The following is a 26,657-nucleotide window of genomic DNA, read 5'->3' as shown; positions in this document are numbered from 1 at the left end:
GCGGCGAGCCCCTCCTCCAGCACGGGCACCCTCGAGTCCGAACACCGTGTTGTGGGCCGGCGCTCGGCACAGCCGTCCGGTCCCCCGGAGCCTCAGAAGGGGTGCAGGTGCCGCTCCATCCAGTCCGCCGCGGTCCGGCGGAACAGGCGCCGGTTGTCCGCGCGCAGGAAGTCGTGCCCCTCGTCACGCAGGACGAGGAGCTCGGCGGGGACACCGCGCTCACGGGCGGCCCGCACGAACTGTTCCGACTCCCCCGGCGGCACGTTGGTGTCGTGCTCGCCGTGGACGGCGAGCAGCGGGGTCCGCAGCGCGTCGATACGGCTCATCGGCGACAGGGCGTGCAGCAGTTCGCGGTCGCGCTCGGGGTGGCCGTACTTGTGCGCCGCCGATTCCGCGATCCAGGGCTCGGTGCCGGCGAAGAAGGTCAGCAGGTCGGACATGCCGCAGACGGCGACGCCGGTGCGGAAGAGGTCCGGGTGCCAGACGAGGGAGGCGAAGGTGAGGTAGCCACCGTACGAGCGCCCCATCACCGCCAGCCGGGTCGGGTCCGCGGGGCCGGCCGTGACCGCGTGCGCCGCGCAGTCCGCGACGTCGTCGAGCGCGGCGAAGCGGCCGGTGCCCAGGTCCGCGTCGACGAAGGACCGGCCGTGTCCGCCGGAGCCGCGGACGTCGGGGGCGAAAACGTCCAGGCCGCGCCCGACCAGCTCGTGGTACAGCGGGTCGAACACGGGGCGTTCCTGGTCCTCGGGGCCGCCGTGCAGGTGGATCACGCAGGGCGCCGGCTCGTTCGGGGCACGTCCCGGAGCACGGTAGTACCAGCCGCTGAGGGGCAGTCCGTCCCTGGCGGCGAGGCGCGAGAGGACAGGACGTACCGGCGGGCGGCCCGGCGGGACGGCGTCCTCGTCCCGGGATGACCACGGGGTGCGCAGCAGGGACACTCCTTCGTGGGCCCACCACACGCCGGGGCGGCGTTGTGAACCGGACAGCGCCAGCAGCAGCCGCCCCGGCCCGGCGGCAGCGACCCGCGTGACGACCTCGTGGGGCAGCGGTACCGGCCGCGCCGGTCCGGCGGCGTCCAAGGCTCCGTGCCCCGGGGAGGTCTCGACGACCTCGAGTTCGTTCGCGCCCCGCACGTTCCAGGCCAGCACGGCCGTCCGGCCGTCGTGTGCCATCGTCAGCAGTTCGAGGTCGCTGTCCTCGCGTTCCGCCACGACGGTCCTGCCGCGCGGCGTGCCGTCGGCGCCGAGAGCGACGGCGAACAGGGCCGCGTACTCCCGGTCGGCGTCGCTGCGCAGCCACAGCGTCCGCCTGTCGGGCGAGAACCGGCCGATCCACTGGTCACCGTCGGCGACTGCCAGGGTGAAAGTGGTCGCCGCGTCGGAGGTGCGCCGGATGACCGCCTCCCGCCGTCCGCGCGGTCCCCGGCGCAGCAGCGCGAGCCGGCCGTCGCGGCTGAGGTCGCACACCCGGAGAGTGGGGGCGTGCGGTTCCGAGGCGAGCAGCACGGGGGAGGCCAGACCGTCGGGGTCGATCAGGTAGGCGGACAGACCTCCGCCCGGCCGGGTCGCCGGTGTCCCGCCCGGTCCCACGGCGTACGCGGCGGTGCCGAGGAGGGTCGCTCGGCCGTCCCAGGCCGTCCAGTGGGCCAGGACGGCGTCCGTCGACTGCCACAGACCGTCTGCCTGGGCGCGGGCGGTGGGTGGTGCGGCGAGGGTGACGGCGACGGCCGAGCCGTCGTGGGCCCAGCAGCCGAGGTAGGCGGAGCTGTCGGGGTCGGCACCGGCCAGCAGGCGACGACCGGTGCCGTCGGGGCGCACGCACAGCACCCGTGAGTGCTCACCGCCGCCCGGCGCGGTGGTGTACGCGATCCAGCGGCCGTCGGGTGACCAGGACACCTCCTTCACGGGATCCGGGGAGGAGTCGAGCAGCCGGATCCCCTCCCCGTGCACGGGCCCGGCCCACAGCTGGGGGACGCCGCCCCGGTCGCAGATGAAGGCCACCTCGGTGCCGTCGGGAGCGGCGGAGGGATACCAGCAGCCGTGCGCGTGCAGCCGGGTCACGGCGTCCCGCGGGCCCTCTGCCTCGGGCAACGGCATCGAGGCGGGGGCCGCGGCGCGGGCGGGCCCCTGCGCCGGGGCGGGCGCCGGTGTCTGCACAGGTCGGGGGCCGTACTCGCCGGTCACGTGATTCCGTGTGTCTGCAGCCATGTCTCCAGCAGTGCCACCTGCCACAGGGCGTTGGCGCCGCGTTTGGTCCGGTGCTCGTCGGGCGCCGCCAGGAGCTCGGCCACGTACGACTCCTGGAAGATCCCCCGCTTCTTCGCCTCGGGTGCCGAGAGGACCTCGCGCACCCGGTCCAGGACGGGGCCGGCCATGTGCCGGATGGCCGGGACGGGGAAGTAGCCCTTGGGCCGGTCGACGATCTCCCGCGGCAGGAGCTTGCGTCCCGCCTCCTTCAGGACGCCCTTGCCGCCGTCGGCGAGTTTGAGCTCCGGCGGGCAAGCCGCGGCCAGCTCCACCAGCTCGTGGTCGAGGAAGGGCACGCGGGCCTCCAGCCCCCAGGCCATGGTCATGTTGTCGACCCGCTTCACCGGGTCGTCGACGAGCATGACGTGGGTGTCCAGTCGCAGGGCCGCGTCCAGGGCGGTCTGCGCGCCGGGACGTGCCATGTGGTCCCTGACGAAGCGGCCCGACACGTCGTCCGGGAGCAGCATGTGCGGCTGGAGGATCCTCGCCAGGTCGGCGTGGGGACGGTCGAAGTACGTCTCGGCGTACCTCTGCGGCTCCTCCTCGCGCGCGACCGCGGCCAGCTCCGGGTACCAGTGGTACCCGGCGAACACCTCGTCGGCGCCCTGCCCGCTCTGTACGACCTTCACCTCCTTGGAGACCTGCTCCGACAGCAGGTGGAAGGCGACCACGTCGTGGCTGATCATCGGCTCGCTCATCGCGGAGACGGCGTCGTCCAGGCCGGCCGAGACCCGCTCGGAGGGCACCGTCATCCGGCGGTGGTCCGTGCCGAACTCCCGGGCGACCAGGTCCGAGTAGCGGAACTCGTCTCCCTGCTCCCCGCCTTCGGCCTCGAATCCCACGCTGAACGTCTTGAGGCCTCGCTGCCCCTCCTCGGCGAGCAGGGCGACGATGAGGCTGGAGTCCAGGCCGCCGGACAGCAGGACGCCGACGGGCACGTCGGAGACCATCCGGCGGCGTACGGCCGTACGCAGCGCCTCCAGCACCACGTCACGCCACTCGTCGGGCCCCATGCCCGCGTACTCGGCGCGACGCGTGTAGGACGGCTGCCAGTAGCGGTGGTCGCGGTGGCTGCCGTCCGGTTCGACCACCCGTACCGTGGCCGGCGGCAGTTTGCGCACGCCGTTCAGGACGGTGCGCGGCGGGGCGACCGTGGCGTGCCAGCTCAGGTACTGGTGGACGGCCACCGGATCGACGGAGGTGTCCACGTCGCCGGCAGCCAGGAGAGCGGGCAGGGAGGAGGCGAATCGCAACCGGTCCGGCGTCGGCGCCAGATACAGCGGCTTGATCCCCAGCCGGTCACGGCCGAGCACGACACGACCGGTGCGGTGCTCGGCGAGCGCGAAGGCGAACATCCCGTGGAAGCGCTCCACGCAGGCGGTTCCCCACTGCCGGTAGGCATGGAGCACGACCTCCGTGTCGGACGTCGACTCGAAGCGGTGCCCGAGCCGTCCGAGCTCTTCGCGCAGCTCCCGGTAGTTGTAGACGCAGCCGTTGAAGACGCCGGTGATCTCGCCGTCGGCGTCGGTCATCGGCTGGGCGCCGAGGTCGGACAGATCGATGATCTTCAGTCGTCGGTGCCCCAGCGCCACCGCGCCCTGTGTCCAGATGCCGCGGCCGTCGGGCCCGCGGGCGGCGAGCCGGTCGGCCATGCGCTCGACGGCCGCGAGGCCGGGTCGCCTGCCGTCGAAGCGGATCTCGCCGCTCAGACCGCACATGACGCTCCGCCCCCTTCCCTGGGGCCGTCGGACACGAGCCTGGACGGGAAGCCCGGGTCGCGCCTGCCGGTCGCGACCCGGGCGGTATTGCTGGACATGAACGAAACCTCTCCTCGGGTTGTGTCGGGTGAAGGGCGGACGGGCAGGGGGACGCATCGCGCGCAACCGGGTCAGCTGCCCAGGACCTTCGGTGCCCCGGAACCTGCCGCACCCGCGGTGGAGCGCGCGACTCTCCTGCGGCCGACGGAGGCCGGCCTGCGGTGTCGCCGCTCGCCGCGGGTGTCCGCGATCAGCAGGTCCGTGCAGGCCAGCAGGTCCTCTTCGCGAGCCTTGCGGCGCATGCGCTCGGCGGCGCTCCCGTCCGCCAGGGCCGCCTCGGTCAGATCTCTCACGGTCCGCCAGTCGCCGTGGGCCTCCAGCGTGGGACGCGACCGGGCCAGCAGCCCGCGTACGACGTCGGCGGCAGGCGCCTCCCGGTGGGTCCTCGGATCCACCAGCGCACCCTCCAGGCCGGACCGGGCAGCCCGCCAGGACGCGCCGCGCAGCCATTCGTGGCGGCCGTCGCACACCACCGCGCCGGACGCGTGCAGCTCGATGGCCTCGGTCACCAGGGCACGGAACAGGCCGGCCACCAGCACGACGGTCTCCGCCCGCGGGCAGGCGTCGCAGATACGCAGTTCCAGCGTCCGCAGGTGCGCGGAGGGACGGACGTCGTAGTAGATCATCCCCGGGTCGCTGATGACCCCGGCCCGGACGAGGTCGCGTACCACGGCGTCGTAGTCGGCCACGCTGGGGAAGCAGCCGACGGGACCCGCGGTGGGCCAGCGCTGCCAGAGCAGGGTGCGCCAGCTGGCATAGCCGGTGTCGGCTCCCTGCCAGAACGGCGAACTGGCGGACAGCGCCAACAGCACGGGCAGCCAGGGAGAGACCGCGCACATCACCCCCACGGCCGTCTCGCGGTCGGGTATGTCCACGTGGATCTGAGCGCCGCAGATGAGCTGTTCGTCGGCCACCTGGCGGTACTCCTCGACCATGTGGCGATAGCGCGCGCCGGCGGTGGGGTGTCCGGAGGCGGCCGGGGCAAGCGGTGCCGTGCCCGCGGCCACGACCGCGAGGCCCAGTGAGGAGGCGGCCGCGTCGAGCCGCCGTCTGGTTCTGGTGAGGTCGGCGTACAGGCCGCCCAGTGTCGCGTGCACCCTGCTGTTCGACTCCACGGTGGACTGGTGCAGTTCCTTGGTGAAGGTGCGCCGGGGAAGCCGACGCAGGACCGCATCGGCCCGCGGCACCAGCAGTCCGCTTTCCACTTGCAGGATGTGGAATTCCTCCTCGACTCCGATGCGCATGACCACAGTCGCTCCTTGAGGTGTCGCCGAAGGTCCCGCCTGTCTCATGGTGACCCCCAAGTGCCCAGGAGATCGACCGATACGCGTAGAAATGCGCGTTTGAGGCAGATCATCCACAGATGAGCGTGATTCTGGGGCAGCCGTCGATGGTCCTGTCGACCAGCACGCCGTACGCCAGCTGCGGTGCGTCAGCCCCGGCCAAGCACGTCCCAGGGGGCTGGCCGGTCGAGCAGCGGGCGCCCGCGAAGCCGTACCGCCACGGGCCAGCCCGCCGTGTACACGCCGAACGCGGCAGCCCGACGCGCGTCTGCGAAGGGTTCGGCTCCACGGTCGAGGTATGGCCGGGCTTCCGCTTGAACATGTCGTACGCCCGCGGCGCCTCGTCGCCAGGTGCGCTGGATCCGCAGCTGCTGCGTTCGCCGTCCTCCTGGCCCGTGAGCCCACCGGTCGCAGTCCGTGCTGCTGGGCACCGGCCGGGGTGTCCGTGCCCTCCGTGCGGGGACGGCCGCTCCGGCGAGTCGTGCGGCGCGGCACTTCTGCCGGGGCCCCGTGGTGAGCGCCGGAGCGGGCCAGTACCCCGCTATCGAAGTGATCAGGGCTTGGACATCGCGTGACGCCCGGCCCTCCCGGAAAGTGCGACGTGGCGAGAAGGCCGGGCCGACCCGGTGGACCCGAGGCGCCGCAGCCACCGGCAGGCCATGGCCAGCAGCCCCGTGAACACGGCCAGGAGCAGCAAGGAGGTCCACATGGGCCGGCTGCCGGGAGAATCCCCCATCGTCCAGGCTGACGATGCCGTCCACAGGACGACGCCGGCCGCGTAGAAGGCCCGGATGCGGCGCAGCTGCCTTGCGGCCCTGGCCGCCGTGGTGTCGTCGGTGTGTGTCATGCCGACCCGTGTACCCCGATCGACATCCACCAGCCGCCGGACCGGGCACCGCGTACCGTCACGCAGTTGCGGTATGCCTGCCTGACGAGCGGGTCAGTTCGTCTGCGAGCTCGTTCCGCTCCGCCCCGACACCTTGTCGGTCATGTCGACGGTGTCGGCGGCCGGAGGCGCGGCAACCTCGACGTCGGTGGCGAAGCCGCTGAAGTCCATGACGACCTTCGCCTGCGCCTGCCGGGCGCCGGTCCCGCCGGTCTGCGCAGTGTCCTTGACGATCATCCGGATCTGCTGACGGCGGGTGAGCCCGTCCTCGTCGATCCAGAGATCGACGGGCACGTCGTCGCCCAACTGCGCGCGCAGCTTCCGCTCTTGGGCCGAATCGCCCTCGGCCGGCTTCGACAGGTCGAGATCGACCCGGTAGTGCGTGGTGGACACGCCGTTCACGGTCTCCTCGCCCACCTTCCGCACGTCCTTCTCGGACAGGGACTTGGTGTAGGCGAAGGAATTCGCCGGGTCGCTCATCGTGGGGCCACCGGCGCCCTGCGAGCGATTCAGTCGCTGCAGGTCCACCTTCATCCAGCTCTTGCCCTCGGGCAGTTGGCCGCTTGCCGCAGGGGGCTTCTGGTACAGAACCTGGTTCACGATCCGCTGTTCGAGCTGCTGCCCGCCCTGGCCCAGCCGCATACGGCTCGTACCGTCGTGCAGGTCCAGCACGCCGGAACCGGTGGTCGTCTCGCTGTTGCCGCCCGCGGCGACGGTGGTCGCCGGCTTGATGCGGGCCGTCTTCGCCTGCGCGGTCTTCTTGTTGGTCGCCTGGACCACCTGAGCGGGCGAGGACTGTGGCTGCCCCTACGAGGCGGACCGGTCCTCGCTGCCGGCCCCGCTTGCCCCACCCACAGCCCGATATACGCGGTCGCCGACGCTCGTGTGCCGCACCGGACGGCCTGCCGGTGCGGCACAAGTACGGAACAGGACACGTGTCCTGCGTCCTATCACTACGACAGCGGCGTGCGGCAGCAACTGACGCCGCACCAACGGAAGCAGGCGAGACAGCACGCCCATCGGATGTCGCGGAGGCCGCGGGCGCGCGCACTGCGGGCCGAGGCCCCAGGACCGCGTGGTCGCGCCGCAGAGCGGCCAACTGACGAACGCCGCGCCGCGGCTCATGTCGAGGGTCATTCAGCGGGTCGGCCGCGAGAGACGGAAACCGCCCCCGCCCCGCCCCTGCCATCCGGCGGCCGCGAGGACCGCGGCGGCCGCTCCGGTGCCCAGTACGGCACCGGCGACCACGTCGCCCGGATAGTGCACCCCGGTGTGGATCCGTGAGTAGCCCACCGCGCAGGCCAACAGGCCCAGCGGCACCGTGGCGACGGGAAGCGCGGGCCCTACCGCCGCCGCGAACGCGACCGCGGACGCCGTGTGCCCCGAGGGGAAGGACGCGGACTCCGGCATCGGCACGTGCCGCCCCGGAAACGGCGAGTCCTCGGCCCGGTGCGGACGCGGTCGCCGGACCAGGCGCTTGCCGAGCATGTTCGCGCTCGCCGAGGCGACACCGATGGCCGCGACCCCGAGGGCGGCGGCGCGCCGGGGCCGTCCGGGGCACAGGGCGAGCAGTCCGGCGATCGTGAACGAGATCTTGGAGTGGTCCGCCGCGGCCGACAGCCGCCGCAGGGCGTAGTCCAGGGCCGGTGTCCTGGTGACCGTCACGGCCTCGTACAGCGCCTGGTCGAGGGCGGCGAGATCCCGCAACAGCTCGCGGGAGGTTCGCTGTTGGCGCTGCGGTCGGTCAAGCATCGCTCTGCTCCTGGTTCTTGACGGCCGGGAAGGGAGTCCGTTTGAGGGCCAGTCGGACGACACGGCGCCAGTCGACGGACGGGGCAGTGTACGGCGCGCCGGGACGGTTTCTCGGTACCCGAACCCGCAGGGCCTTGGGGCGTACGGTGCACACGACCGGCTGGGGCAGCAGCAGCGCTTCGCCGTCCACGGCCACCGGGATGGTCTCCGCGTCGGCCTCGACGACCACCCGGCGCGAGGTCGAGGAGGTGATCCCGCTGGCGCGTTCGCCCCGCAGCGCGACTTCGGCGGCCTGTGCGGCGCCCTCGATCCGCAGGCTGATCACGCCGAGTCGGCCTCCGTCCAGGTGGGATCGTCGTCCGACGCCCATCGGGCCGGCCTGCACGTAGGGGTTGTTGCTCACCAGCAGCGCGTGCGGGGCTTCGAGGCGCTGGTCGTCCGCCGTGGCGGTCAGCTGTGCTCCGGCCTCGCCGGCCAGCAGGTCCGGCAGCACGTCGAGAGTGGTGGACGCCTTGGCCTCGCGGTATTCGGGCCTCTGCACGATCTCCGCGTACGTCCCGAACGAGACCGTGTTCACGAAGGGCCGACCCGCCACGTCGCCCAGATCGACACGGATCTCCACACCGTGCGAGAGAGCCTTGAGCCCGCTTGCCGGATCGTCGCGGTCCAGGCCCAGGTCCATCGCGAAGTGGTTGCGGGTTCCGGCGGCGAGGACCACGAACGGCACATCGTGTTCGGCGGCCACCGCCGCCACCAGGGCCTGGGTGCCGTCACCACCGGCCACGCCGAGCAGATCCGCGCCCTCCGCGACGGCCTGGCGAGCCAGAGCCGCCGGATCGGGGTCGTTGTCCACGTCGAGCAGGATCACTCGGGCACCCAACGCCTCAGCCCGCTCCACAAGGCCGTGCTCGGCGACCTTCCCGCCGCCCGACAGCGGGTTCATGATCAGCACCGGTCTGCGGGGCGGCCGGACCGGATGCGAGTGCATGCCACGGGGTGTCCGCAGTCGGCGCAGCGCGCTTCTCGCGCAGGCCAGTGCCGCCGTCCACAGGCCCAGCGCCGCCGCCGCGAACGGCCACAGGCCGGACACCGCGTACAGGACCAGGACGGCGACGGGCGCGGCGACGGCCAGCAGGGCGCCGCACAGCCGCGCCACACCCCGATGTGCCACAGCCCACCAGATGCCCGCGCCGGCCAGGCAGAGCCCCACCAGACCCAGCAGCAGGAGCAGCCACTGGCCCGCGGCCACGACCGCCGCCACCACGCCCGCCAGGCAGAGCAGAGCCAGCCTGGCCAGCGTCCGCGCCGCGGTACCGGAGCCGTCCGGCTCCACCTCGTTCATCGTCCGGGTCGCCTCTCACGGATCGGTGGCCCAACGATCTCATGTTGTCGGTATCGGTGCCGCCCCCGTTCACTGTGGATCAGCGGGTCACGACGTAGTTCTCCAGCGTGGCGGGCCCGCGGGCGCCGACGGTGCGCTGGTTCTGGTTGTCGTGGACCGGGTGGCCCTGGCGGTTGGTGAGCACCTTGCGGTCGTCCGCCGGAGCGGGACCGGTACCGGACACGTCCGTCATGATCTGTGGCTCCTTGGGTTCTCGGCAGATGACAGCCCTCGGTACGGCGGGCAGCCGCCGACCGGTGTTCGGCGGATCACCCGAGTATCCGGTCGGCTCGCGCCACTCACGTCACGCGTCCGCCATCAGCGCGTCGTCGTCGGGGCGGGCGCCGGACAGCTGACGGCGGGCAGCTGCCAGGGCGGAGTCGATGTCACGGGTGCCGGTGGCGATGCACAGGGTGTAGGACACATCCTCGAGGCGCTGACGGGCCCCGACGCTGCCCTCCTCCGCGTGCAGAACACGCAGCGCCTCGTAGCGCTCGAGCAGGTCGGTCAGAAGGGCGGGGTGGGCCATGAGCATGATTCGCTCCTCCATCTGCGCAGGGGGGAGTGAGGGCGGTCCCATCCGCCGCGTCACTCGGACTGTCGCGGGAGAGGCCTCGGCGGACACACCAAGGAGAGCCGCATTCGGCCGCTTCCGCGGTGGGCCTGTGATCCCAAGCACCTGCCGCCCGTCTGCCCGGGCCGCCCCGGCCCAAACCCGCCTCCCGTTCAGCTCTTCTCTCGGCACACGTCGGGCTTCCAGGACGGGAGACCGAGACCGCCGGTCGTCACCGCACGGACGCTGCTCTCCGGCCCGGATCAGTCCCGGCGGGCGTCGACGTCGCCGTTGACCGTGGTCAGCGTCATGGTGTGGTTGCGGTCGGCGCGTTGTACTGGGACGGCCACCGCGGCGCGGCCGTTGTCGGTGGAGGCGGTGACCCGGTAGGCCGGGCTGTCGTGGGGCACGGTGACGTCGACCGAGCCGTTGACGGTCGCGGCGCTGACGCCCGACGGGACCGCGGCACATCCCACCACCACGTCGCCGTTCGTGGTTGCCGCGTGCACCCGCTCCGCTGCCACGCTCGTCGCGCGCACCGAGCCGTTGCGGGTGGACAGCCGCAGGTCGGCGTCGGCGCGTCCGGAACGGGTCACCGTCACATCGCCGTTGACGGTCGTGATGTCCAGCGCGGCGGCGACGCCCGCCACGTCGACGCCGGCGTTGCGGGCGGTGGCCGTGACCCTCACACCGTCGGGGACTTCCACGTACGGCATCCTGGGGCAGCCCTCGTCGCCCGTGGTCCGGTCGGCGCACGACAGGTCGAGCGTCCACACCTTCCCGCGGTGGGACCAGTGCTCGTCGACGCGGTCGTCGACGGTGACGCCGCGGCCGTCGGCCGGGCGCAGCCGCAGGCCGTTGTCGGTGGCGATCACCACGTGGTCTCCGGAGCCCGCCGCGCGGAAGGTTCCCGCCGCCGGCGGGCCGCCGGATTCCCCGCCGTCATCGTCGCTGCACGCCCCGGCGAGGGGCAGCAGCGCCAGTACCACCATCAGGCGCGTCAGGCGCCGTGTCGGCATCGCCTTCATACAGCCTCGGATGCCCCGGTTCACCCCAGCCATGGCAGAGGCGGACGGCGGGGGCCGGACCGTCCGGGCCTACGGCACCGGGACCGAGTCCGTCTCCGTCTCCCCCTCGGCCGCCGAGAGCGCCTTGTTGCGGCGCACGGAGGACCAGAAGGACCAGCCGATCAGGAGGACACCGACGAGACCGGTGATGATCTCGTTGATCTGGTACTGGATGGTGACCATGAGGATCACCGCGAGGGCGCCGATCGCGTAGTGGGCGCCGTGCTCCAGGTAGACGTAGTCGTCGAGGGTGCCCTGGCGGACCAGGTACACGGTCAGGGACCGGACGTACATCGCGCCGATGCCGAGGCCCAGCGCCATCAGGACGATGTCGTTGGTGATGGCGAACGCGCCGATCACGCCGTCGAAGGAGAACGAGGCGTCGAGAACCTCGAGATAGAGGAACATGAAGAACGCCGCCTGACCTGCCAGCTTGACCGGCGATCGGGTCCCGCCGGAGCGTTCGGCTTCTTCCTCGCGTTCCTCCTCCTCTTCGAGTTTGTTCTCGAAGTAGCCGGAGAGACCGCCGACGACCATGTAGGTGATCAGACCCGCGATGCCGGAGATCAGGACGGTCTGGGCCTTGTCGGCGTGTGCACCGCCGTGCTGGTGGGCGTGGGTCGCGAAGGTGAACGCGGTGACCAGCAGGACGACCAGCGCGATGCAGACCGACAGCATGTCGACCTTGCCGAGCTTGGCGAGCGGCCGCTCCAGCCAGGCCAGCCACTTGATGTCCCGGTCCTCGAAGATGAAGTCCAGGAAGATCATCAGCAGGAACATGCCACCGAACGCGGCGATCGCCGGATGCGCGTCGGTCACCAGCTGCTGGTAACGGTCCTTGTCGGTCACGGCCAGCTGGACCGCGTCGTACGGATTGAGCTTCGCTGTGATGGCGACGATCACGACCGGGAAGACCAGCCGCATGCCGAACACGGCGATCAGTACGCCGACCGTGAGGAAGATGCGCTGCCAGAAGGCGTTCATCTTCTTCAGGATTCCGGCGTTGACCACCGCGTTGTCGAACGACAGCGAGATCTCCAGCACGGCCAGGATCGCCACGATGCCGAACGCGGCCCAGCCGTCGTACAGCACTCCTGCGGCCAGGCCGAGCGCGGTGACCGCGAACGCCCACCGAAAGGTCTTCAAAATCACTGGCACCAAGTCCTGTCATCGGGCGGTCGCCCGGGTGGCGGGCGCAAATGGCCCGTGGGGTCACGGGCGTTGTCTATCACGGTCGTCCGTCACCGCGGTGGCGCGGGGTGCCGGCGCGGGCTCCCTGGCGGGTGTCGGACCGGCTGCCCCGATCATGTTCGGCTGGGTGCTCGTACGGCGAGGAGGGCGACGTCGTCGTCGTTGGTGACGTGCCGGACCCGGCGCAGCACCTGGTCGGTGAAGGAGGCCAGCGGGCGGTGGGCGAGGGCGGCGGCGTGTCTGCGCAGGCGCTGCAGGCCCTCGTCGAGGGTTTGGCCGGGCGCCTCGATCAGGCCGTCGGTGTACAGCAGCAGGGTGGAGCCGGGCGGCAGCGGGGCGGTCGCGTCGGTACGGGGTGTACGGACTCCGGTGCCCAGGAGGATGCCGTGCCCGTCGGTCAGGTAGCGGGCCAGGCCGTCGTGGCTGATCAGGAGGGGTGGCGGGTGGCCGGCGTTGGTCCAGGACAGCTCCCAGTGGCCGTCGTCCCGCTCCTCGATCCGGGCGAAGATCGTGGTGGCCATGGTGACGTCGGTGATGTGCATGACCGCCTCGTCGAGCCGGGCGACGATCCGGCTCGGCGGTTCCTGGTGGGCCCAGGCGTAGGCGCGGAGCATGTTGCGCAGTTGTGCCATGCCGGCCGCTGCCTCCAGGTCGTGGCCGACGACGTCTCCGACCGCCAGTGCGGTGGCGCCGTCGGAGAGGGAGAAGGCGTCGTACCAGTCGCCGCCGACCTGTGAGGCATCGGGGGCGGGCAGGTAGCGGGCCGTCATCTGCAGTCCGGGCACCCGCGGCATCTGGGGCAGCAGGTGGTTCTGCATGGTCTCGGCGACCTTGCGCTGACGCTGGTACAGACGCGCGTTGTCCAGGGCCAGTCCGGCACGGCGGGCGATGTCCTCTATCAGGGGGAGATCGGCGGTGGTGAAGTTCACCGGATCCTTGGCGCGGCCCAGGGTCAGTGCGCCCAGGACCGCGCGTGTGCTGCGGATGGGGGCGATGGCGGCGGAGCGGATGCCGGTGGCCTCGAACAGCCGGTGCTGTTCCACCGCGATACCGGAATCCGGTTCCTGCTGGTAGGTCTGCGGGCCGGCCAGCGTCGAGGCGACCCCGCGCAGGGCTCTGGACAGGGGCATCGGCGAATCCTCCGGGACCGGCGGCATCGGTCCCTGGAGGTCCTCGTGGTGCACCAGGGTGTCGTTCTCCGCGTGGACGACGGCGGTGCGCCACACCTCGTCGCGCTCGGTGATCAGATCGACGACGGCCCAGTCCGCCAGCCTGGGCACCACCAGGTCCAGCAGCCGGCGGAGCGTCTCCTCGATGTCGAGCGTGGACGTGAGGCGGGTGGTGGTCTCGGCCAGCAGTGCGAGCCGCTCGAGTTCCGGCAGCGCGTTGGCCGCCGTCTCCGGTCGTCTGGCGGGCTCCGGCGGGCGCTGGGCGTGGACGAGCACGAGCGTGCCGGCTTTCCGGCCGTCCACGACGTACGGCGTGATCAGCCATGACACGGGCAGCAAGGAGCCGTCCCCGCGCTCGAAGTGGTCCCCCTCGGTTTGGGCCGTGCGCCCGGCGTGGAAGGCCTGCCGCATATCGCACCGGCTCCTCGGCAGGGGGTGGCCGTGGGCGTCCCGGTGCAGCAGGTCGTGCGCGTCGCGGCCGAGGAACTCCTCGGCGGGCCGGACCAGCAGGCGTTCGGCGTGGGCGTTGACGGCGATGACGCGGCCTTCCTCGTCCACGACGTACGCCGCGGTCCCGATGGCCTCCAGGGCCCCGGTGAGCCCCGCCGCGGGCATGGCCGTGGCTCGTCTCCCGGGGGTCGCCGCGTCCTCCGCGCCTGTCATGTCTTCCTCTCCTCGCTGGTCGCCCGCCGCCCTTTGCCCGTCGGTGGCATTTCGTTCGGCGGTACTGCCCTTCCCGTGTGCCCCGGCACCCATGTATCCAGCCTCGTCTGTGAGCGAGACCTCGCAACCGGGTCGGCAGGGCCGGGCGGGCGGAAGCGACCTGTGTCACCGCCGGGATCCTCCACGTGACCGGTGGCGTCTGCCTGGCGTGCGCCCGGCGCGTGTGCGCTCGCGACAAGTGTGGAGAAGGGGGAGTCACGACACCTTCGCGCCCCCTGACGCTTCCGTGCGCCGGGTACGCGTGGCCGAATCCCCCCTGCTTTCAAGGCACTTGGCCGCGCACTGGGTATCCGTGAAGTCACGGGTGGAGACAGGCGGCATGGGGAGGGCTGGGCTGTGGCACGCCTATCGTGGACGTCCGGCCTCGTCCCGTCACGCCGATCACAGAGGCACCATGTGGTGCGCGCGCTGCGGGCTCAGGGGCGCTACGGGCCCAGGTTCCGCGACGTGCTGCCCGCTTTCGCCGGTGTCGTGGCAGCCGTGTGCGCGGTGGCCGCCGTGCTCGCCGCGGGATACCGCGTTGCCGGGATCGTCGCCCCTGTCGTCGGTGTGGCGTTCCTGGTCCTGGTGGTCACGGCCGTGATACGGCACGGACGCCCTGGCGCTCGTCGGCGGATCGGCTACTACACCGCGGACGAGCTGCTCGAACTCGACACCCAGGGACTCGCGTTGGCGGTGGCGCGGATGCTGCGCCGGGACGGGTGGCGGGTGCGGCTGATGCCCGCACCGGACCGGCCGCGTCTGTGCGCCCGGGACGCGGCCGGCCGTCGGATCGACGTGGCCTTCCGGCCGGTGGCGGAACCCCTCCCCGACGAGGACGCGCCGCATCCTCACCCGCACCGCGGGGACCGGGAATCACCCCTGCGCCTGGTCATCCATCGCGGTGTCTTCACCGCCCGGGACATCCGATGGGCTCGGAGGGAGGAGACGATCCGCCTGCTCGACGGGTCCGCTCTGCGACGGTGGGCGGCGGGCGCACGTCTCAACGACCTGCTGTCGCAGAGGCCGTGACCATCAGTCGGTACGCCCCTGCCGCGAAGGGACGTCTCCGCGTCTGCCTGTGACCCGTCAGATCCGTCCGCCGGTCAAGCGGGTGATCGGACCGTGCACGTGCCGCCCGGCGCGTCGGCCGGCTGCGTACGACGTCGCGGTCAGCGCGGTCAGGCCGGCACCCACACCCGCGGCGATGAGCTTTCGCTGGGCTATCACCGTCCAGGCCGTCTTGGCGACGGCCGCGGCCTGCCCCGAGGCGGCGATGACGGTCTGGCGACCGGACTCGACGCTCTTGGCGGCGGTGTGCGCGGCCCCACTCGCCGTCCTGGCCGTCCGCTGCGCCGCCTCCTTGCCCGCTGACGCAGCGTCATCCGTCTTGGCGGCCGTCTTCTTCGCCGCCTTGGACGCCGGGGCGGTGGCCTTCGCCGTGGTACGGCGGGCCTTCGCCGCCGTGGCCTGCGTGCTCACGGAATCTTGGTTCGTCTTCTCGTTCGATTCACTCATGGACAACGCGTTACCGCTCGCTTCGACGGCAAACACGCTCTGCCGAAACGGCCCGGTGCTGTGACACCGGGCCGTCACCTCACCTGTCTCAGCCGATGTGGTAGCTGTCCCCGTAGACCTTCCAGTCCAGTGGCGGGTTCAGGTCGAAGTTGCCCTGACGCAGGAAGACGCGTTGGGCGGTGTCGACCCGGCTCGTGTCGCTGTGCGCCTCCTCCTGCTTCATCGCCCAGACGCGTGCGTCGAGGAAGGCGTTCAGGTACGTCGTTTCGTCGCCGCCCTGCGCCGGGGGCTTGGCCTGGCGCAGGGCCCGGCGGCGGATGCTGCTGAAGCTGGTCGCGTCGCCGCCGTCCCCGTGCATGACGATGGCGTCGTAGTAGGCGAACTGACCGAGCACGCGCAGGCCGTCCGCCTTGCCCTGCCTGACGGCGGGGTTGAAGTAGACGCGGTCGCGTTCGTCGTTCTGCGCCTGCTGGAACGCCGCGTCCCGGGCGGCCTTGCGCCAGTCGCCGGGGAAGTTCGGGTCCAGGCCGTCGTGCGAGTCGCTGCCGTCGACGCGGCGCAGTGCCGGCAGATACCTGGCGAGGACGTTGCCGGGTTTGCGGTCGGTGTACAGCTCGACGAGGTCGAGCATGTCTCCGGTGCCGGAGCAGAAGCCGATGATGCCGGCGGTGTAGCCGCGGCCGTCACCTATGTCCTCTATGTACTTGTACTGCGCCTTCCAGTCGAGCGAGGAGTTCTCCGCGCTCGACACCAGCTTCATGGCGATCTCCTTCTTCGCGGGGTCGTCGAGGCCCGCCGCGGCCGCGGGTGCTGCCGCGGCGCGCGAGGGGCCGAACAGGGCGCCGCAGGTCGCCGCTCCCATCAGAGCGAGGAGGGTGCGGCGCGAGGTGTGGGCGGCCGGGGGCACTGTGTCAGGTTCCACGGAGGCTCCAAGTGGAGGTGGGGGGTGGAGAGTTGGTCCAGACCTGATTGTTAGGAATGTTTCCTACCAGTGCGAGGCGCGATCAGTAACCCACTGCGCGGAACTTCGTAGGTTCGAACGAATGATGCTCGGTAAGACGTCAGTTCGAGCAGCCGGTCGAAGGTGGGACCAGCTGGCTCCGCAGAACGTCCTTGACGAACACCAGGCCGTCACCGGCGGCCAAGTGGACCGGATCGAGCGGGGCGTAGCCGAACCAGGGGGACTCACGGGGCGCGGGCGGTGTGTCCACTCCCCGGTGCCGGATCGTGCCGAGAGCCGTGGCCGCGAAGGCGTACTCCGCGCCGAGCCGGGCGCTCACCAGCGCACCGGCGCTCCACCACCCCACCCGCCCCTCCCACGTCCGCATCGAGCTCTTCTCCCGCTGGAGAGGGGAGTTGTGGGCGTGGACGAGTGCCGGGCCCCGGGCGGCGACGGCGAGGAGGTTGTGGGCCATCACCTCCGCGAACGCGGATGAGACCCCGGCCGTGGACTCAGAAGTGGCGTGGCAGTCGGACGACCTGGACGAAGAAGTCGTCGATCTGGCGGACCGCCGCGATGAACTGGTCCAGGTCCACCGGCTTGGTGACATAGGCGTTCGCGTGGAGCTTGTAGCTGCGCAGGATGTCCTCCTCGGCCGAGGAGGTGGTGAGGACGACGACGGGGATGTGGGACAGCTCCGGGTCGGACTTGATCTCCTCCAGGACCTGACGGCCGTCGTACTTGGGGAGGTTGAGGTCGAGGAGGATCAGGTCGGGCTGCGGTGCGTCCGTGTGGTCGCCGCGTCGGTAGAGGAAGTCCAGTGCTTCCTCGCCGTCCCGGACCACATGGAGCGTGTTGCCGATCTTGTTGTCCTCGAAGGCCTCACGCGTCATCAACTCGTCCCCGGGGTCGTCCTCGACGAGGAGCACGTCGATGGGGTTGGCGGCGGGGCTGGTCATGTCAGGGCCTTTTCCTCGGTGCCGATACCGGATGCCTCCGGGCTTTCGGTGATGGACGGGAGAGTGAAGCAGAAGCGGGTGCCGTCCGTGTGGACGGTGTCGATCCAGATCCTGCCTCCATGTTGTTCCACGATCTTCTTGCACAGTGCCAGACCGATTCCGGTGCCACCGTAGGCGTCCCGTCCGTGCAGCCGCTGAAAGATGATGAAGACCTTCTCCCTGAACGGCTCCGGAATGCCGATGCCGTTGTCCGTGACGGCAATCAGCAGGCTGCCGGGGTCGTCAGGATCGGTTCCGCAGGTGATGGACACGTGCGGAGGGCGGTCGGGGTCGCGGAACTTGAGGGCGTTGCCGACCAGGTTCTGCCAGAGCATGGCCAGCAGGGTGGGGTCCCCGACGACCTCGGGCAGCTGTTCCGGGCGGTCGACGCGGGCGCCGGACTCCTCGACGGCCGTCCCGAGGTTGGCCAGCGCCTTGTCCAGGGCCTGGTCGAGCCCGACCGGCACCCGGGCGTCGTTGACGCGTCCGACCCGGGAGAAGGTGAGCAGGTCGTTGATGAGGACCTGCATGCGCCGGGCCCCGTCGACCGCGAAGTCCACGTACTGCCGGCCGCGATCGTCGAGCGTGTCGCCGTAACGCTTCTCCAGCAGCTGGCAGAAGGAGGCGACCTTGCGCAGCGGCTCCTGCAGATCGTGGGAGGCGACGTAGGCGAACTGCTCCAGTTCGGCGTTGGAGCGGCGCAGTTCCTCGGCCTGGGCGTCCAGGTCGGCGGCCTGCCTGCTCAGCTCCTGCTCCTGCTCACGGGAGGCCTCGAGTTCGGCCACGACATGCCAGCGCATGCCCTCGACCGCGTTGGCCACCGCGATCAGATCGGCCGGGCCGCCGCCGGTGATGACGTACGCGAAGTCGCCACCCGCCACCCGCCTCGACGCCGTGCCCAGCGCCTCCAGGGGACGGGTCACCAGGACCCGGACCAGGACGGCGCAGGCGACACCGGAGAACAGGAAGGCCGCGACCATGCCGGCCAGGACCGAGTCACGCACCTTCCGCTCATGGGCGAGGTGGGAGCGGCCGTCCTCCACCGCCTTCGCCAGGTCGGTGTTCTGCTTGTTCCACAAGGTGCGCAGCCGGTCGAACTCCTTCTTGCCCTGATCGGCCTTCAGCTGGTCCAGCGGCTTCGGCCGGCCGGGGGTGACCGAGACCGCGAGGGGTTCGGCGTAGGTGCGGCGCCAGTCGGCCGCCTGGCTTTCGATCGCCTTGAGGTCCGCCACCAGTCCGGGCCGGTCGCCGATGAACTCGTGCAGCCGGGCGGCCGAGGCCGCCTCGTCCTGTTTGCCCTGGGTGTACGGGTCGAGGAACTGCCGGTCGGCGGCGATCGCGTAGCCGCGGATGCCCGTCTCCTGGTTGACCTGCGCCGCCTGCAGCCGGTACGCCTCGGTCTGGGCGGGCTGGATGCGGCGCAGCAGCTGGTCGCCGACCTCTGCCGTCCGGCCGAGCAGGGTGGCGCCGACCACGCTGCCGACCACCACCAGCAGCGTCATGACGGCCAGAACCAGGAAGAACCAGCCCTGCACCGTGAGCCGGCGTCCGATCCACGCCGCGCCCATTCCTCGCCTCGCCATGTGCTCCGACACCACGCTCCCGCTCACTCAGTTCCAGTTCAGATGGACGACGGCCACATCGTCGGCGAGGCCGCCCCGCGCCTCGGCGAGGCTCTCGGCCTTCTCGATCAGCCGGTCCACGAACGCCTCGGCGTCCAGCGCGGCGCCCTCTCGGGCGAGGGCCAGCAGCCCCTCCTCGCCGAGGCGTTCCGGGCCACGGCTCACATGCCCCTCGAAGAGGCCGTCGGTGAAGAGCACCACCGACGCTCCCGCCGGAACCGGCAGTTGTGCGGTCGGCCATCTCGCGCCGCCGGGGACCATGCCCAGGGCCGGTCCGCCGGGCACCTCCACCCACTCCACATCCGTTCCGGTGCGCTGGAGCAGGCCGTGATGACCGGCTCGTACGACGTGGGCCTGCTGCTCTCCCGGGACGGCGGCCAGCGTGACGAGGGTCGCGAAGACCTCGTCCCGCGCCCGTTCGGCCATCAGCAGCTCCTCGAGCCGGGCCATCTGCTGCGCGCCGGTGATGCCGCTGAGGACGAGGGTGCGCCAGGCGATCCGCAGGGCGACTCCCAGGGCCGCTTCGTCCGGGCCGTGCCCGGAGACGTCCCCGATGAGGGCGTGGAGGGTGCCGTCGGCGCTCTGGACGATGTCGTAGAAGTCACCGCCCAGCAGTGTCTGCGCGCGTCCGGGCCGATAGCGGGCCACGACCTGGACGCCCTCGGCGCGCAGGAGGGGGCGGGGCAGCAGTCCCCGTTCCAGGCGGGCGTTCTCCTGTGCCTGGAGCGCGCCGGCCTGCAGGGCCACCGCCGCCTGCTCGGTCTGCTTGCGCTGGATCGCGTAGCGCACCGCCCGCCCGAACAGCTCGGGCTCCACCCGGCCCTTGACCAGGTAGTCCTGTGCGCCGGCCGCGACCGCGGCGAGGCCGGTCTGCTCCTCGGCGAGCCCGGTGAGGACCACGATGGCGACCTGCTCGGCCAGTCCCTGGACCAAGGAGACCAGTTCAAGTCCATGAGCGTCCGGCAGGTGCAGGTCGAGCAGGACACAGTCGGGCGTCTCGGTGGCGAGCACCTCGGCTGCCTCGGTCATCGACCGCACCCAGCGCAGCCGCATCTTCACGGCACCGTCGGCGACCAGTTCCTCCACGAGCAGCGCGTCGCCGGGATCGTCCTCCACGAGGAGAACCGAAGGCTCCCAGTGCTCCCACGCCGTCTCGGCACCGGCTGCCGTCGCCGATACCAACTCGGCAGCCCCAGTCCCCGAGATCACTGCGGTCCCGACCTCCCATACGTGTCGTGTGCCTCCAGACGTTGTCCAGTACAACGATGGGAGCGTAGTCAGAGCGACGATCCGATCTTCACACGTCGCGGAGAAGGCAACAGAGCCGATCGCTGCACCGCGCGGGGTCCTCCGCCTGTGGCAGTGCCCTGCCTGTGTCAGCCTTCACCGACGTCATCGTCCGCCCATCCCGAGATTGCAGTCGTCCTGGCCGCGTGTACCCCCGACCGGCGTCACCATGCAGGGGCAGTTCCGGAAAGCGACCTTCCGCGACACACCTTCTCCACATCTGCGGCCCTTCCCCGGGCCTTCGGTTCCGATCGGCCTCACGGGGAACCGGGTAGGACGGCAGAAAGGAGTCGCCGTGACCACCTACGTCATCACCGTCCCCGGCACGTTCCTGCGAGGAGTCCCCGACAGCGTCTGCTCCGACATCGGGCGAAGGCTCCGGCCTCAGGACCCCAGGAACACGGATCTCGGGGAGAGCGAGGAGCTGAATGTGCTGACCGTGGAGGAGGACGGCATGTTCGCCGCCCGGGTCGAGGTCGAGGCCGCCGACCGGTCGCATGCCGAGGCCGAAGCGGTACGGCTGGTTTCCCGGGCCCTGCGTGACAGCGGCCTGGCCGAGGAGGACTCGCCGTTGGGCCCGGCGGTCGTGACCGGCATCGACAGCGAGTTCTGAGTCAGGCGCCGGAGCGGCCGTCCGGTTCGCGGCCTGTCCGGGGGATGGCGCCGTGGAGTCCGGCGGGCGAGGATGTTCCTTCGCGTCAGTGCGGTCCGCCCACCGCGGTCCATGGCCTCTTCGGTACCCCGCGGGGCGAGGGCGGACGACGTCGGCCGCCTGAAGGAGCCTCGGGATGGGTTCACACGCAGCGCCGCACCACCACAAGCGCATCCTGGTGATGGTCTCGAGCCTCCTGCTCGTGGGAGGCGGCCTGCTGGGCCTTCCCCGGGCCGATGGGGCACCCGCTCCGGCCGACGCCTGCGGCACCACCGCCGCGCACCTGCCCCGCGGGGACTGCGGGCCCTTCTGGCAGGTCCTCGCCGAGGACTTCAACGGCGACCGGGTGCCACTGGGCTCCTTCAGCGACTGCGAGCACGACGTCGACACCTCCGCGGCCTACTGCGCAGGCCTGAAGGGGACGTACCGCGACAACTGGTGGGCGTATCCGACCGGTTGGCCCGACACGGCCGCCGGCCGGGGACGGGATGTGGTGGGGGTCTACCACCCGGAGGACACCGTGAGCGTCGGTCCCGCGGCGAACGGCGACGGAAGGATGTCCGTCCGGATGTGGCGACCCGCCGACGGCGGACCTGTGCATGCAGCGGCGCTGGTGCCGCGCGCGGTGATGCAGATGAAGTACGGCAAGTACAGCGCGCGCATCAAGGTCACGAAACTCGCGCCCGGCTACAAGTCCGCGTGGCTGCACTACGGCGGAGGCTGCGAAATGGACCACCCCGAAGGCGAGTGGACCGGCTCCCTCAGCTCCTTCCACCATCCCTGCGGTGGCGGTGAGCAGGGCTACTTCCCGGGAAGCGACGACTGGACGCGGTGGCACACCGTGTCCACCGAGTGGACTCCGGGCCACGTCCGGTTCTTCGTCGACGGCCGGCAGACGGGTCATGACACCCGTGACGTGCCGGACCGGCCCCTGTCCTGGGTGCTCCAGAACGAAAGCGCTCTGGAGGGCCCGGGGGCGGCACCGGGAAGCAGCGCACAGCTCGACATCACGTGGGTCGCGGCGTATGCGTACGGCTGGAAGTGACGGGTCAGGTCGATGGGTTGATGAGTTCTTCGGTGACCCACCGGGCGACGCGCGCGGGGTAGGGCGACGGCAGGCCGAGGACCAGGTGGGTGAAGCCCGCGTCGATCGCTTCGGTGATCGCGTCACGGGTGGCGCCCGGGCGGTCGTAGGAGACCGGTACGTGGATCGAGCGGGTGATCTCGGCCGGGTCCCGGCCGATCTCCCCGCAGTAGCGGTCGAGCAGGGCACTGCGGCGACTGACGTCCTCGATGTCGCCGCCGGGGATGTTCCACAGGTCGGCGTGTTCGGCCGCGATGCGCAGGGTCGCGGCCGAGCGTCCGCCGATGAGGATCGGCGGGTGGGGGCGCTGGACCGGTTGGGGGTTGCCGAAGGCTCCGGTGAGGTGGTGGTGGGTGCCGTGGTGGTCGAAGGGTTTCTCCTCGGTCCACAGGCGCTTGATCAGCGTGCAGGCTTCGGCGAGGCTGCTGACCGCGTGCGCGGAGTCGTGGAAGGGCAGGCCGTGGGCTTCGTACTCGCGCCGGGCCAGGGGATGGTCGGGGCGGGAGCCGACGCCGATGCCGAAGTCGAGCCGGCCGCCGGAGACCACGTCGACGGTGGTGGCGATCTTGGCCAGCATCGCGGGCGGCCGGAAGCGGTTGCTGGTCACCATGACTCCGAGCCGTAGGCGTCGGGTCTGGGCGGCCAGGGCCGCGAGGAGGGTCCAGCCTTCGTAGGCCGGGCCGTCCGGATCGCCGCCGATCGGCATGAGGTGGTCGAAGAGCCAGGCGTGCTCGATGGCGGGGATGGTGTCCGCCTCGCGCCAGACGCGCAGGATGTCGTGGTAGTCGACCTGCATGGGCGCGGTCATGATCCCGAAGCTGGGCGGGGGTCGGTGCGGCATGGACGGTGGGTTCCTTTCGTCCTGGGGTCTCCCCCGGCGGTCAGCGGCGACGCAGTGACGGGTCGAGGAGCGCGGGCGGGGCGTCGTGCTTCTCGTCCGGGGCCAGGTCGGTGCCGGGGGCGACGATCTCGTCGATCGCGTCGAGCACGTCGTCGGTCAGGACGGTGTCCGCGGCGGCGAGTTGGGCGCGCAGGTGGTCGACCGTACGGGGGCCGACGAGGGCGCTGGTCACGCCGGGGTGCGCGGTCACGAAGCCGAGTGCGAGCTGGATGAGCGTGAGGCCCGCCTCGTCGGCGACCGCGGCGAGTCGCTCGACGGCGTCGAGCCGGGCCCGGTTGGCGGGGATCGCGGTGTCGAATCGCGCGGGCAGGAATGCCGAGCGGTGGGTGGTGATGTCGCGGCCCGCGCGGATCGCGCCCGACAGCCAGCCCGAGGCCAGCGGGCTCCATACCAGCACGCCGAGCCCGTACTCCTGGGTGACGGGCAGGACGTGGGTCTCTATGCCGCGCTGGAGGATGGAGTAGCTGGGCTGTTCGGTGACGTAACGGCTCAGGCGGTGTTCGTGGGCGGCCCACTGGGCCTGCACGATGCGGTGGGCGGGGAAGGTGGAGGAGCCGAAGTAGCGGATCTTTCCGGCGCGTTGCAGGTCGGTGAGGGCCGACAGGGTCTCCTCGTCACCGGTGGTCGGGTCCCAGCGGTGGATCTGGTACAGGTCGACGTGGTCGACGCCGAGGCGGCGCAGGCTCGCGTCCAGTTCGGTGACCAGCCAGCGGCGTGAACTGCCCTGGTGGTTGCGCTCGTCCCCGATGGGCATGCCGGCCTTGGTGGCCAGCACGATGTCGTCGCGGCGGCCGGCGACGGCCTTGCCGACCATTTCCTCCGACTCGCCGTCGCCGTACCTGTCGGCGGTGTCGATGACGTTGATGCCGGCCTCGAGAGCGGCGTCGACGATCGCGGTGGCCTCGTCCTGGGTGGTGCGGCCGATGCTGCCGAAGTTCATCGCGCCGAGCGCGAGGGCGCTGACCTGGACACCGGTGCGGCCCAATGTGCGGTACTGCATGAATGTTCCTCCGTGACGGGTGCAGCCGTGCGGCATGGGATGGCAGGGCACGGCTTGGTCGCCGGGGCTCCGCTCTGCCATCATGAGCAAACGGAACCTCGTTCCGGAAACAATACGGAACACGGTTCCGTTTTTGCAAGGAGACGGAGGAAACGGCACGGTGAACGACGACTCGGAGCGTGCGGCCCCACGCCGGAAAGACGCCCGGCGCAACAAGGAGACCCTGCTCGACGCGGCCGCCGCGGTGTTCGTCACCAAGGGCGTGGAGGCACCGGTGCGTGACATCGCCGCCGAGGCCGGTGTCGGGCTGGGCACGATCTACCGGCACTTCCCCACCCGGTCGGACCTGATCATCGCCGTCTACCGGCACCAGGTCGACGCCTGCGCCGAGGCCGGTCCCGCCCTGCTGGCGAGCAGCACGACGGCGCATGCCGCGCTGGAGCAGTGGATCAGCCTCTTCGTCGACTTCCTGGTCACCAAGCACGGGCTCGCGGGCGTCCTGCAGTCCGACAACTCCGGCTTCGACACGCTGCACGCCTACTTCCTCGACCGCCTCGTGCCCGTGTGCACCCAGTTGCTCGACGCCGCGGCCGCGGCCGGCGAGATCCGCTCCGGCGTCCGGGCGTACGAGCTGATGCGCGGGGTCGGCAACCTCTGCATCGGTGCGGACAGCGATCCCGACTACGACCCGCGGCGGCTGGTCGGGATCCTCATCACGGGTCTGCGTCTGCGGGGCTGACGCTGCCCGGCGGGGCGAGTTCGCGTCGGTCGGGCCGCGCTCCTCGTCGCCGAGCCCGGAGCCGTCTCGGCACCCTGCGCGTGAGCCGCAGCCGAGGGGCGTCGGCACCCCGGGCGCCAGGGTGTGACGCGGCTCACCAGGAAAAGGTGACAGGGGGTTGTCGCGGACGGGTGTGACCGTGGGTGCGTGATGATCACCGATGAGGACTGCCTCGCCGAGACCCTGGCCTTCAACGCACAGTTCGAGGCGACCGCAGCGAGCCGACCGGCGCGCGAAGGAACACCGGGCGCGGACCTGCTGGCCACGTTGCGGCGTAACCGACTTGGTGGCGACACGCCGCCGACGAGACTGCCGTACGGCCAAGACCGTGTCGTTGAGGGCGATGTCAAGGTGCGGGTCTTCGTGCCGGATCGCGTCGACGGCGTGTATCTGCACTTCCACGGAGGCGGCTGGGCCTTCGGTTCTGCGGACGGGCAGGACGAGAGGCTGTGGCTGCTCGCCGAGCGGGCTCGGCTGGCGGTGGTGAGCGTGGACTACCGACTCGCGCCGGAACACCCCTTCCCGGCAGGGCCCGACGACTGCGAAGCGGCTGCCCGGTGGCTGGTGAAGCACGCCGCGGCCGAGTTCGGGACCGAACGGCTACTGATCGGCGGTGAGTCGGCCGGAGCCCACCTGAGCGTGGTAACGCTGCTGCGACTTCGAGACCGGCACGGCGTCATCGGCGCGTTTCGGGCGGCCCACCTGCTCTTCGGGCCCTACGACCTGTCGATGACACCGAGCCAGCGGTCGTTCGGCTCCAGGCGGCTGTTGAGCAACACCGACACCCTGCGGCGTACGTACGAGCTGTTCACACCGGGCATCGGGGCGGAGCAGCGCCGTGACCCCGAGGTTTCCCCGCTGTTCGCCGACCTTGCCGGCCTGCCGACGGCCCGGATCGTCGTAGGCACCGAAGATCCTCTGCTGGACGACTCGTTGTTCCTGGCCCGGCGGTGGCAGGCGGCGGGGGCGTCGGTGCAGCTTGAGGTCGTTGCCGGAGCCATGCACGGTTTCACACTGTTCCCGCTGACCGTCACCGAGCGGGAACTACGGCGCGAGCGGGACTTCTTGTCCACGACGGGACGGTAGCGTCGCCCACGTGAATCGCACTGCCCGGCTCTATGCGCTGGTGGAAGAGTTGCGCGCGGCGGCGCCGCGGCCGCTGACGGTCGCCGCGCTCGCGGTACGTTTCGAAGTGAGCACGCGTACGGTGCAGCGTGACCTCCAGGCGCTGATGGAGGCAGGTGTCCCGGTACACGCCACGGTCGGGCGGGGCGGGGGCTGGGCGATCGACCCGGGGATGACCCTGCCCCCGATCCACTTCACCGCCGAGGAGGCCTCGGCGCTGGCGGTCGCGCTGGCCGCAGTCGACGTCTCCACCCCGTACGCCGGGGCGGCCCGCACGGCAGGCCTGAAAATCGCGGCCTCGATGGCCGGCCGAGCCTCGGCGGCGGCACAACAACTGGCCGCACGGATCGTGTCGTTGCCGACGCCTGCCGACTCTGCGGTCCGCGCCGCGGTGGAACAAGCCCTCACCACCCAGACGGTCCTACGCCTGTCCTACGTCGACGCCGCAGGACGCCGAAGCGACCGCGCGGTGGAGCCGGCCGGGCTGCTCACGGCGGACGGACGGTGGTATCTCATCGCCTGGTGCCGCACACGACAGGCGGGCCGGGGCTTCCGGCTGGACCGCATCACAGCGGCGGCCCCCACTGATGAGCAGGCCAAGCCGCACGACCTGTCCGCGCTGCTGCGGGGCTCGGCTGCGGCGGACGCCGCGCCGCCGGCCACGTTGGCCTCACTGATGCCTCCGCCTTGAGAGACGTGGTGGTG

Annotated in this window: 25 protein-coding genes and 1 pseudogene; 6 read left to right on the top strand and 20 right to left on the bottom strand. The window is 71.3% G+C overall.

The features are described from left to right. Nucleotides 1-92: 92 nt before the first annotated feature. From OG841_RS44115 to OG841_RS44060, 12 genes are all read right to left on the bottom strand, one after another. Nucleotides 93-2,207, bottom strand: a complete 2,115-nt coding sequence (locus tag OG841_RS44115; RefSeq protein ID WP_365120416.1) for a S9 family peptidase — start codon at nucleotides 2,205-2,207, stop codon at nucleotides 93-95. Beyond that, nucleotides 2,180-3,964 (bottom strand): N-acetylglutaminylglutamine amidotransferase, encoded by a 1,785-nt coding sequence (locus tag OG841_RS44110; protein WP_371569966.1) that lies wholly within the window; start codon nucleotides 3,962-3,964, stop codon nucleotides 2,180-2,182. The genes OG841_RS44115 and OG841_RS44110 overlap by 28 nt, the downstream gene beginning before the upstream one ends. Before the next feature lie 170 nt (nucleotides 3,965-4,134). Further along, complete coding sequence (locus OG841_RS44105; protein ID WP_328636223.1) at nucleotides 4,135-5,307, bottom strand: carboxylate-amine ligase; 1,173 nt, start codon at nucleotides 5,305-5,307, stop codon at nucleotides 4,135-4,137. Between the two features lie 592 nt (nucleotides 5,308-5,899). Continuing rightward, on the bottom strand, nucleotides 5,900-6,193 hold the full coding sequence (locus OG841_RS44100; RefSeq protein WP_328636224.1) for a hypothetical protein: 294 nt from the start codon (nucleotides 6,191-6,193) through the stop codon (nucleotides 5,900-5,902). Nucleotides 6,194-6,286: 93 nt separating this feature from the next. Continuing rightward, the gene (locus tag OG841_RS44095; protein ID WP_371569965.1) at nucleotides 6,287-7,012 is read right to left on the bottom strand and encodes a hypothetical protein; all 726 of its coding nucleotides are present in this window, start codon (nucleotides 7,010-7,012) and stop codon (nucleotides 6,287-6,289) included. Between the two features lie 357 nt (nucleotides 7,013-7,369). Then, nucleotides 7,370-7,984 (bottom strand): phosphatase PAP2 family protein, encoded by a 615-nt coding sequence (locus tag OG841_RS44090; RefSeq protein ID WP_328636226.1) that lies wholly within the window; start codon nucleotides 7,982-7,984, stop codon nucleotides 7,370-7,372. Next, complete coding sequence (locus tag OG841_RS44085) at nucleotides 7,977-9,326, bottom strand: diacylglycerol/lipid kinase family protein (RefSeq protein ID WP_328636227.1); 1,350 nt, start codon at nucleotides 9,324-9,326, stop codon at nucleotides 7,977-7,979. Before OG841_RS44085 ends, OG841_RS44090 begins: the two co-directional genes overlap by 8 nt. A 79-nt stretch (nucleotides 9,327-9,405) precedes the next feature. Beyond that, a complete protein-coding gene (locus OG841_RS44080) occupies nucleotides 9,406-9,558 on the bottom strand; it encodes a hypothetical protein (protein WP_328643776.1) in 153 nt (50 codons plus the stop codon). Nucleotides 9,559-9,669: 111 nt separating this feature from the next. Continuing rightward, nucleotides 9,670-9,900: a DUF5133 domain-containing protein gene (locus OG841_RS44075; protein WP_328636228.1), complete on the bottom strand. Its 231-nt coding sequence runs from the start codon at nucleotides 9,898-9,900 to the stop codon at nucleotides 9,670-9,672. A 281-nt stretch (nucleotides 9,901-10,181) separates the two neighbouring features. Continuing rightward, nucleotides 10,182-10,946 (bottom strand): DUF4097 family beta strand repeat-containing protein, encoded by a 765-nt coding sequence (locus OG841_RS44070; protein ID WP_371569963.1) that lies wholly within the window; start codon nucleotides 10,944-10,946, stop codon nucleotides 10,182-10,184. Between the two features lie 69 nt (nucleotides 10,947-11,015). Next, nucleotides 11,016-12,137 (bottom strand): DUF475 domain-containing protein, encoded by a 1,122-nt coding sequence (locus tag OG841_RS44065; protein WP_328636230.1) that lies wholly within the window; start codon nucleotides 12,135-12,137, stop codon nucleotides 11,016-11,018. Between the two features lie 152 nt (nucleotides 12,138-12,289). Continuing rightward, entirely contained in the window at nucleotides 12,290-14,008 is a 1,719-nt protein-coding gene (locus OG841_RS44060; protein WP_371569960.1) for a SpoIIE family protein phosphatase, read from the bottom strand. Nucleotides 14,009-14,515: 507 nt separating this feature from the next. Here OG841_RS44060 and OG841_RS44055 point away from each other — a divergent pair. Continuing rightward, nucleotides 14,516-15,079 carry a hypothetical protein gene (locus OG841_RS44055; RefSeq protein ID WP_328636232.1) on the top strand — a complete coding sequence of 188 codons (564 nt, stop codon included), beginning with the start codon at nucleotides 14,516-14,518 and terminating at the stop codon, nucleotides 15,077-15,079. A 57-nt stretch (nucleotides 15,080-15,136) separates the two neighbouring features. Here the strand turns inward: OG841_RS44055 and OG841_RS44050 are convergent, their stop codons facing one another. From OG841_RS44050 to OG841_RS44025, 6 genes and pseudogenes are all read right to left on the bottom strand, one after another. Beyond that, nucleotides 15,137-15,601, bottom strand: a complete 465-nt coding sequence (locus tag OG841_RS44050; RefSeq protein WP_328636233.1) for a hypothetical protein — start codon at nucleotides 15,599-15,601, stop codon at nucleotides 15,137-15,139. A 52-nt stretch (nucleotides 15,602-15,653) separates the two neighbouring features. Then, nucleotides 15,654-16,427, bottom strand: a complete 774-nt coding sequence (locus OG841_RS44045) for a chitosanase (protein WP_371571008.1) — start codon at nucleotides 16,425-16,427, stop codon at nucleotides 15,654-15,656. 199 nt (nucleotides 16,428-16,626) lie between these two features. Further along, nucleotides 16,627-17,124, bottom strand: a pseudogene (locus OG841_RS44040) (erythromycin esterase family protein); the annotation flags it as partial. Then, nucleotides 17,018-17,464: a response regulator gene (locus OG841_RS44035; protein ID WP_371569958.1), complete on the bottom strand. Its 447-nt coding sequence runs from the start codon at nucleotides 17,462-17,464 to the stop codon at nucleotides 17,018-17,020. The gene OG841_RS44035 and the pseudogene OG841_RS44040, both read right to left, overlap by 107 nt. Beyond that, complete coding sequence (locus OG841_RS44030; protein WP_371571006.1) at nucleotides 17,461-19,071, bottom strand: sensor histidine kinase; 1,611 nt, start codon at nucleotides 19,069-19,071, stop codon at nucleotides 17,461-17,463. The genes OG841_RS44035 and OG841_RS44030 overlap by 4 nt, the downstream gene beginning before the upstream one ends. A gap of 42 nt (nucleotides 19,072-19,113) precedes the next feature. Continuing rightward, nucleotides 19,114-20,334: a PP2C family protein-serine/threonine phosphatase gene (locus OG841_RS44025; RefSeq protein WP_371569956.1), complete on the bottom strand. Its 1,221-nt coding sequence runs from the start codon at nucleotides 20,332-20,334 to the stop codon at nucleotides 19,114-19,116. Nucleotides 20,335-20,707: 373 nt separating this feature from the next. Here OG841_RS44025 and OG841_RS44020 point away from each other — a divergent pair, with 373 nt between their 5' ends. Both OG841_RS44020 and OG841_RS44015 read left to right on the top strand, forming a co-directional pair. Further along, the gene (locus OG841_RS44020; protein ID WP_328636235.1) at nucleotides 20,708-21,025 is read left to right on the top strand and encodes a hypothetical protein; all 318 of its coding nucleotides are present in this window, start codon (nucleotides 20,708-20,710) and stop codon (nucleotides 21,023-21,025) included. A 175-nt stretch (nucleotides 21,026-21,200) separates the two neighbouring features. Beyond that, nucleotides 21,201-22,109 (top strand): glycoside hydrolase family 16 protein, encoded by a 909-nt coding sequence (locus OG841_RS44015; protein ID WP_371569954.1) that lies wholly within the window; start codon nucleotides 21,201-21,203, stop codon nucleotides 22,107-22,109. A gap of 4 nt (nucleotides 22,110-22,113) precedes the next feature. On the opposite strand, the gene OG841_RS44010 is transcribed toward OG841_RS44015, so the two are convergent. Both OG841_RS44010 and OG841_RS44005 read right to left on the bottom strand, forming a co-directional pair. After that, on the bottom strand, nucleotides 22,114-22,989 hold the full coding sequence (locus OG841_RS44010) for an LLM class flavin-dependent oxidoreductase (protein WP_371569952.1): 876 nt from the start codon (nucleotides 22,987-22,989) through the stop codon (nucleotides 22,114-22,116). A gap of 40 nt (nucleotides 22,990-23,029) precedes the next feature. After that, nucleotides 23,030-24,049, bottom strand: coding sequence for an aldo/keto reductase (locus tag OG841_RS44005; protein ID WP_328636238.1), 1,020 nt, complete (start codon nucleotides 24,047-24,049; stop codon nucleotides 23,030-23,032). 160 nt (nucleotides 24,050-24,209) lie between these two features. Here OG841_RS44005 and OG841_RS44000 point away from each other — a divergent pair, with 160 nt between their 5' ends. From OG841_RS44000 to OG841_RS43990, 3 genes are all read left to right on the top strand, one after another. Next, entirely contained in the window at nucleotides 24,210-24,788 is a 579-nt protein-coding gene (locus tag OG841_RS44000) for a TetR/AcrR family transcriptional regulator (RefSeq protein ID WP_328636239.1), read from the top strand. A 189-nt stretch (nucleotides 24,789-24,977) separates the two neighbouring features. Beyond that, nucleotides 24,978-25,913 (top strand): alpha/beta hydrolase, encoded by a 936-nt coding sequence (locus OG841_RS43995; RefSeq protein WP_328643440.1) that lies wholly within the window; start codon nucleotides 24,978-24,980, stop codon nucleotides 25,911-25,913. 10 nt (nucleotides 25,914-25,923) lie between these two features. Further along, entirely contained in the window at nucleotides 25,924-26,643 is a 720-nt protein-coding gene (locus OG841_RS43990; protein WP_371569950.1) for a helix-turn-helix transcriptional regulator, read from the top strand. Nucleotides 26,644-26,657: the final 14 nt, after the last annotated feature.

This window comes from Streptomyces canus (genome assembly GCF_041435015.1).
Classification (GTDB): domain Bacteria; phylum Actinomycetota; class Actinomycetes; order Streptomycetales; family Streptomycetaceae; genus Streptomyces; species Streptomyces canus_G.
Note: the sequence above shows the minus strand (reverse complement) of the source record. Positions and strands in the feature narration are given on the sequence as shown.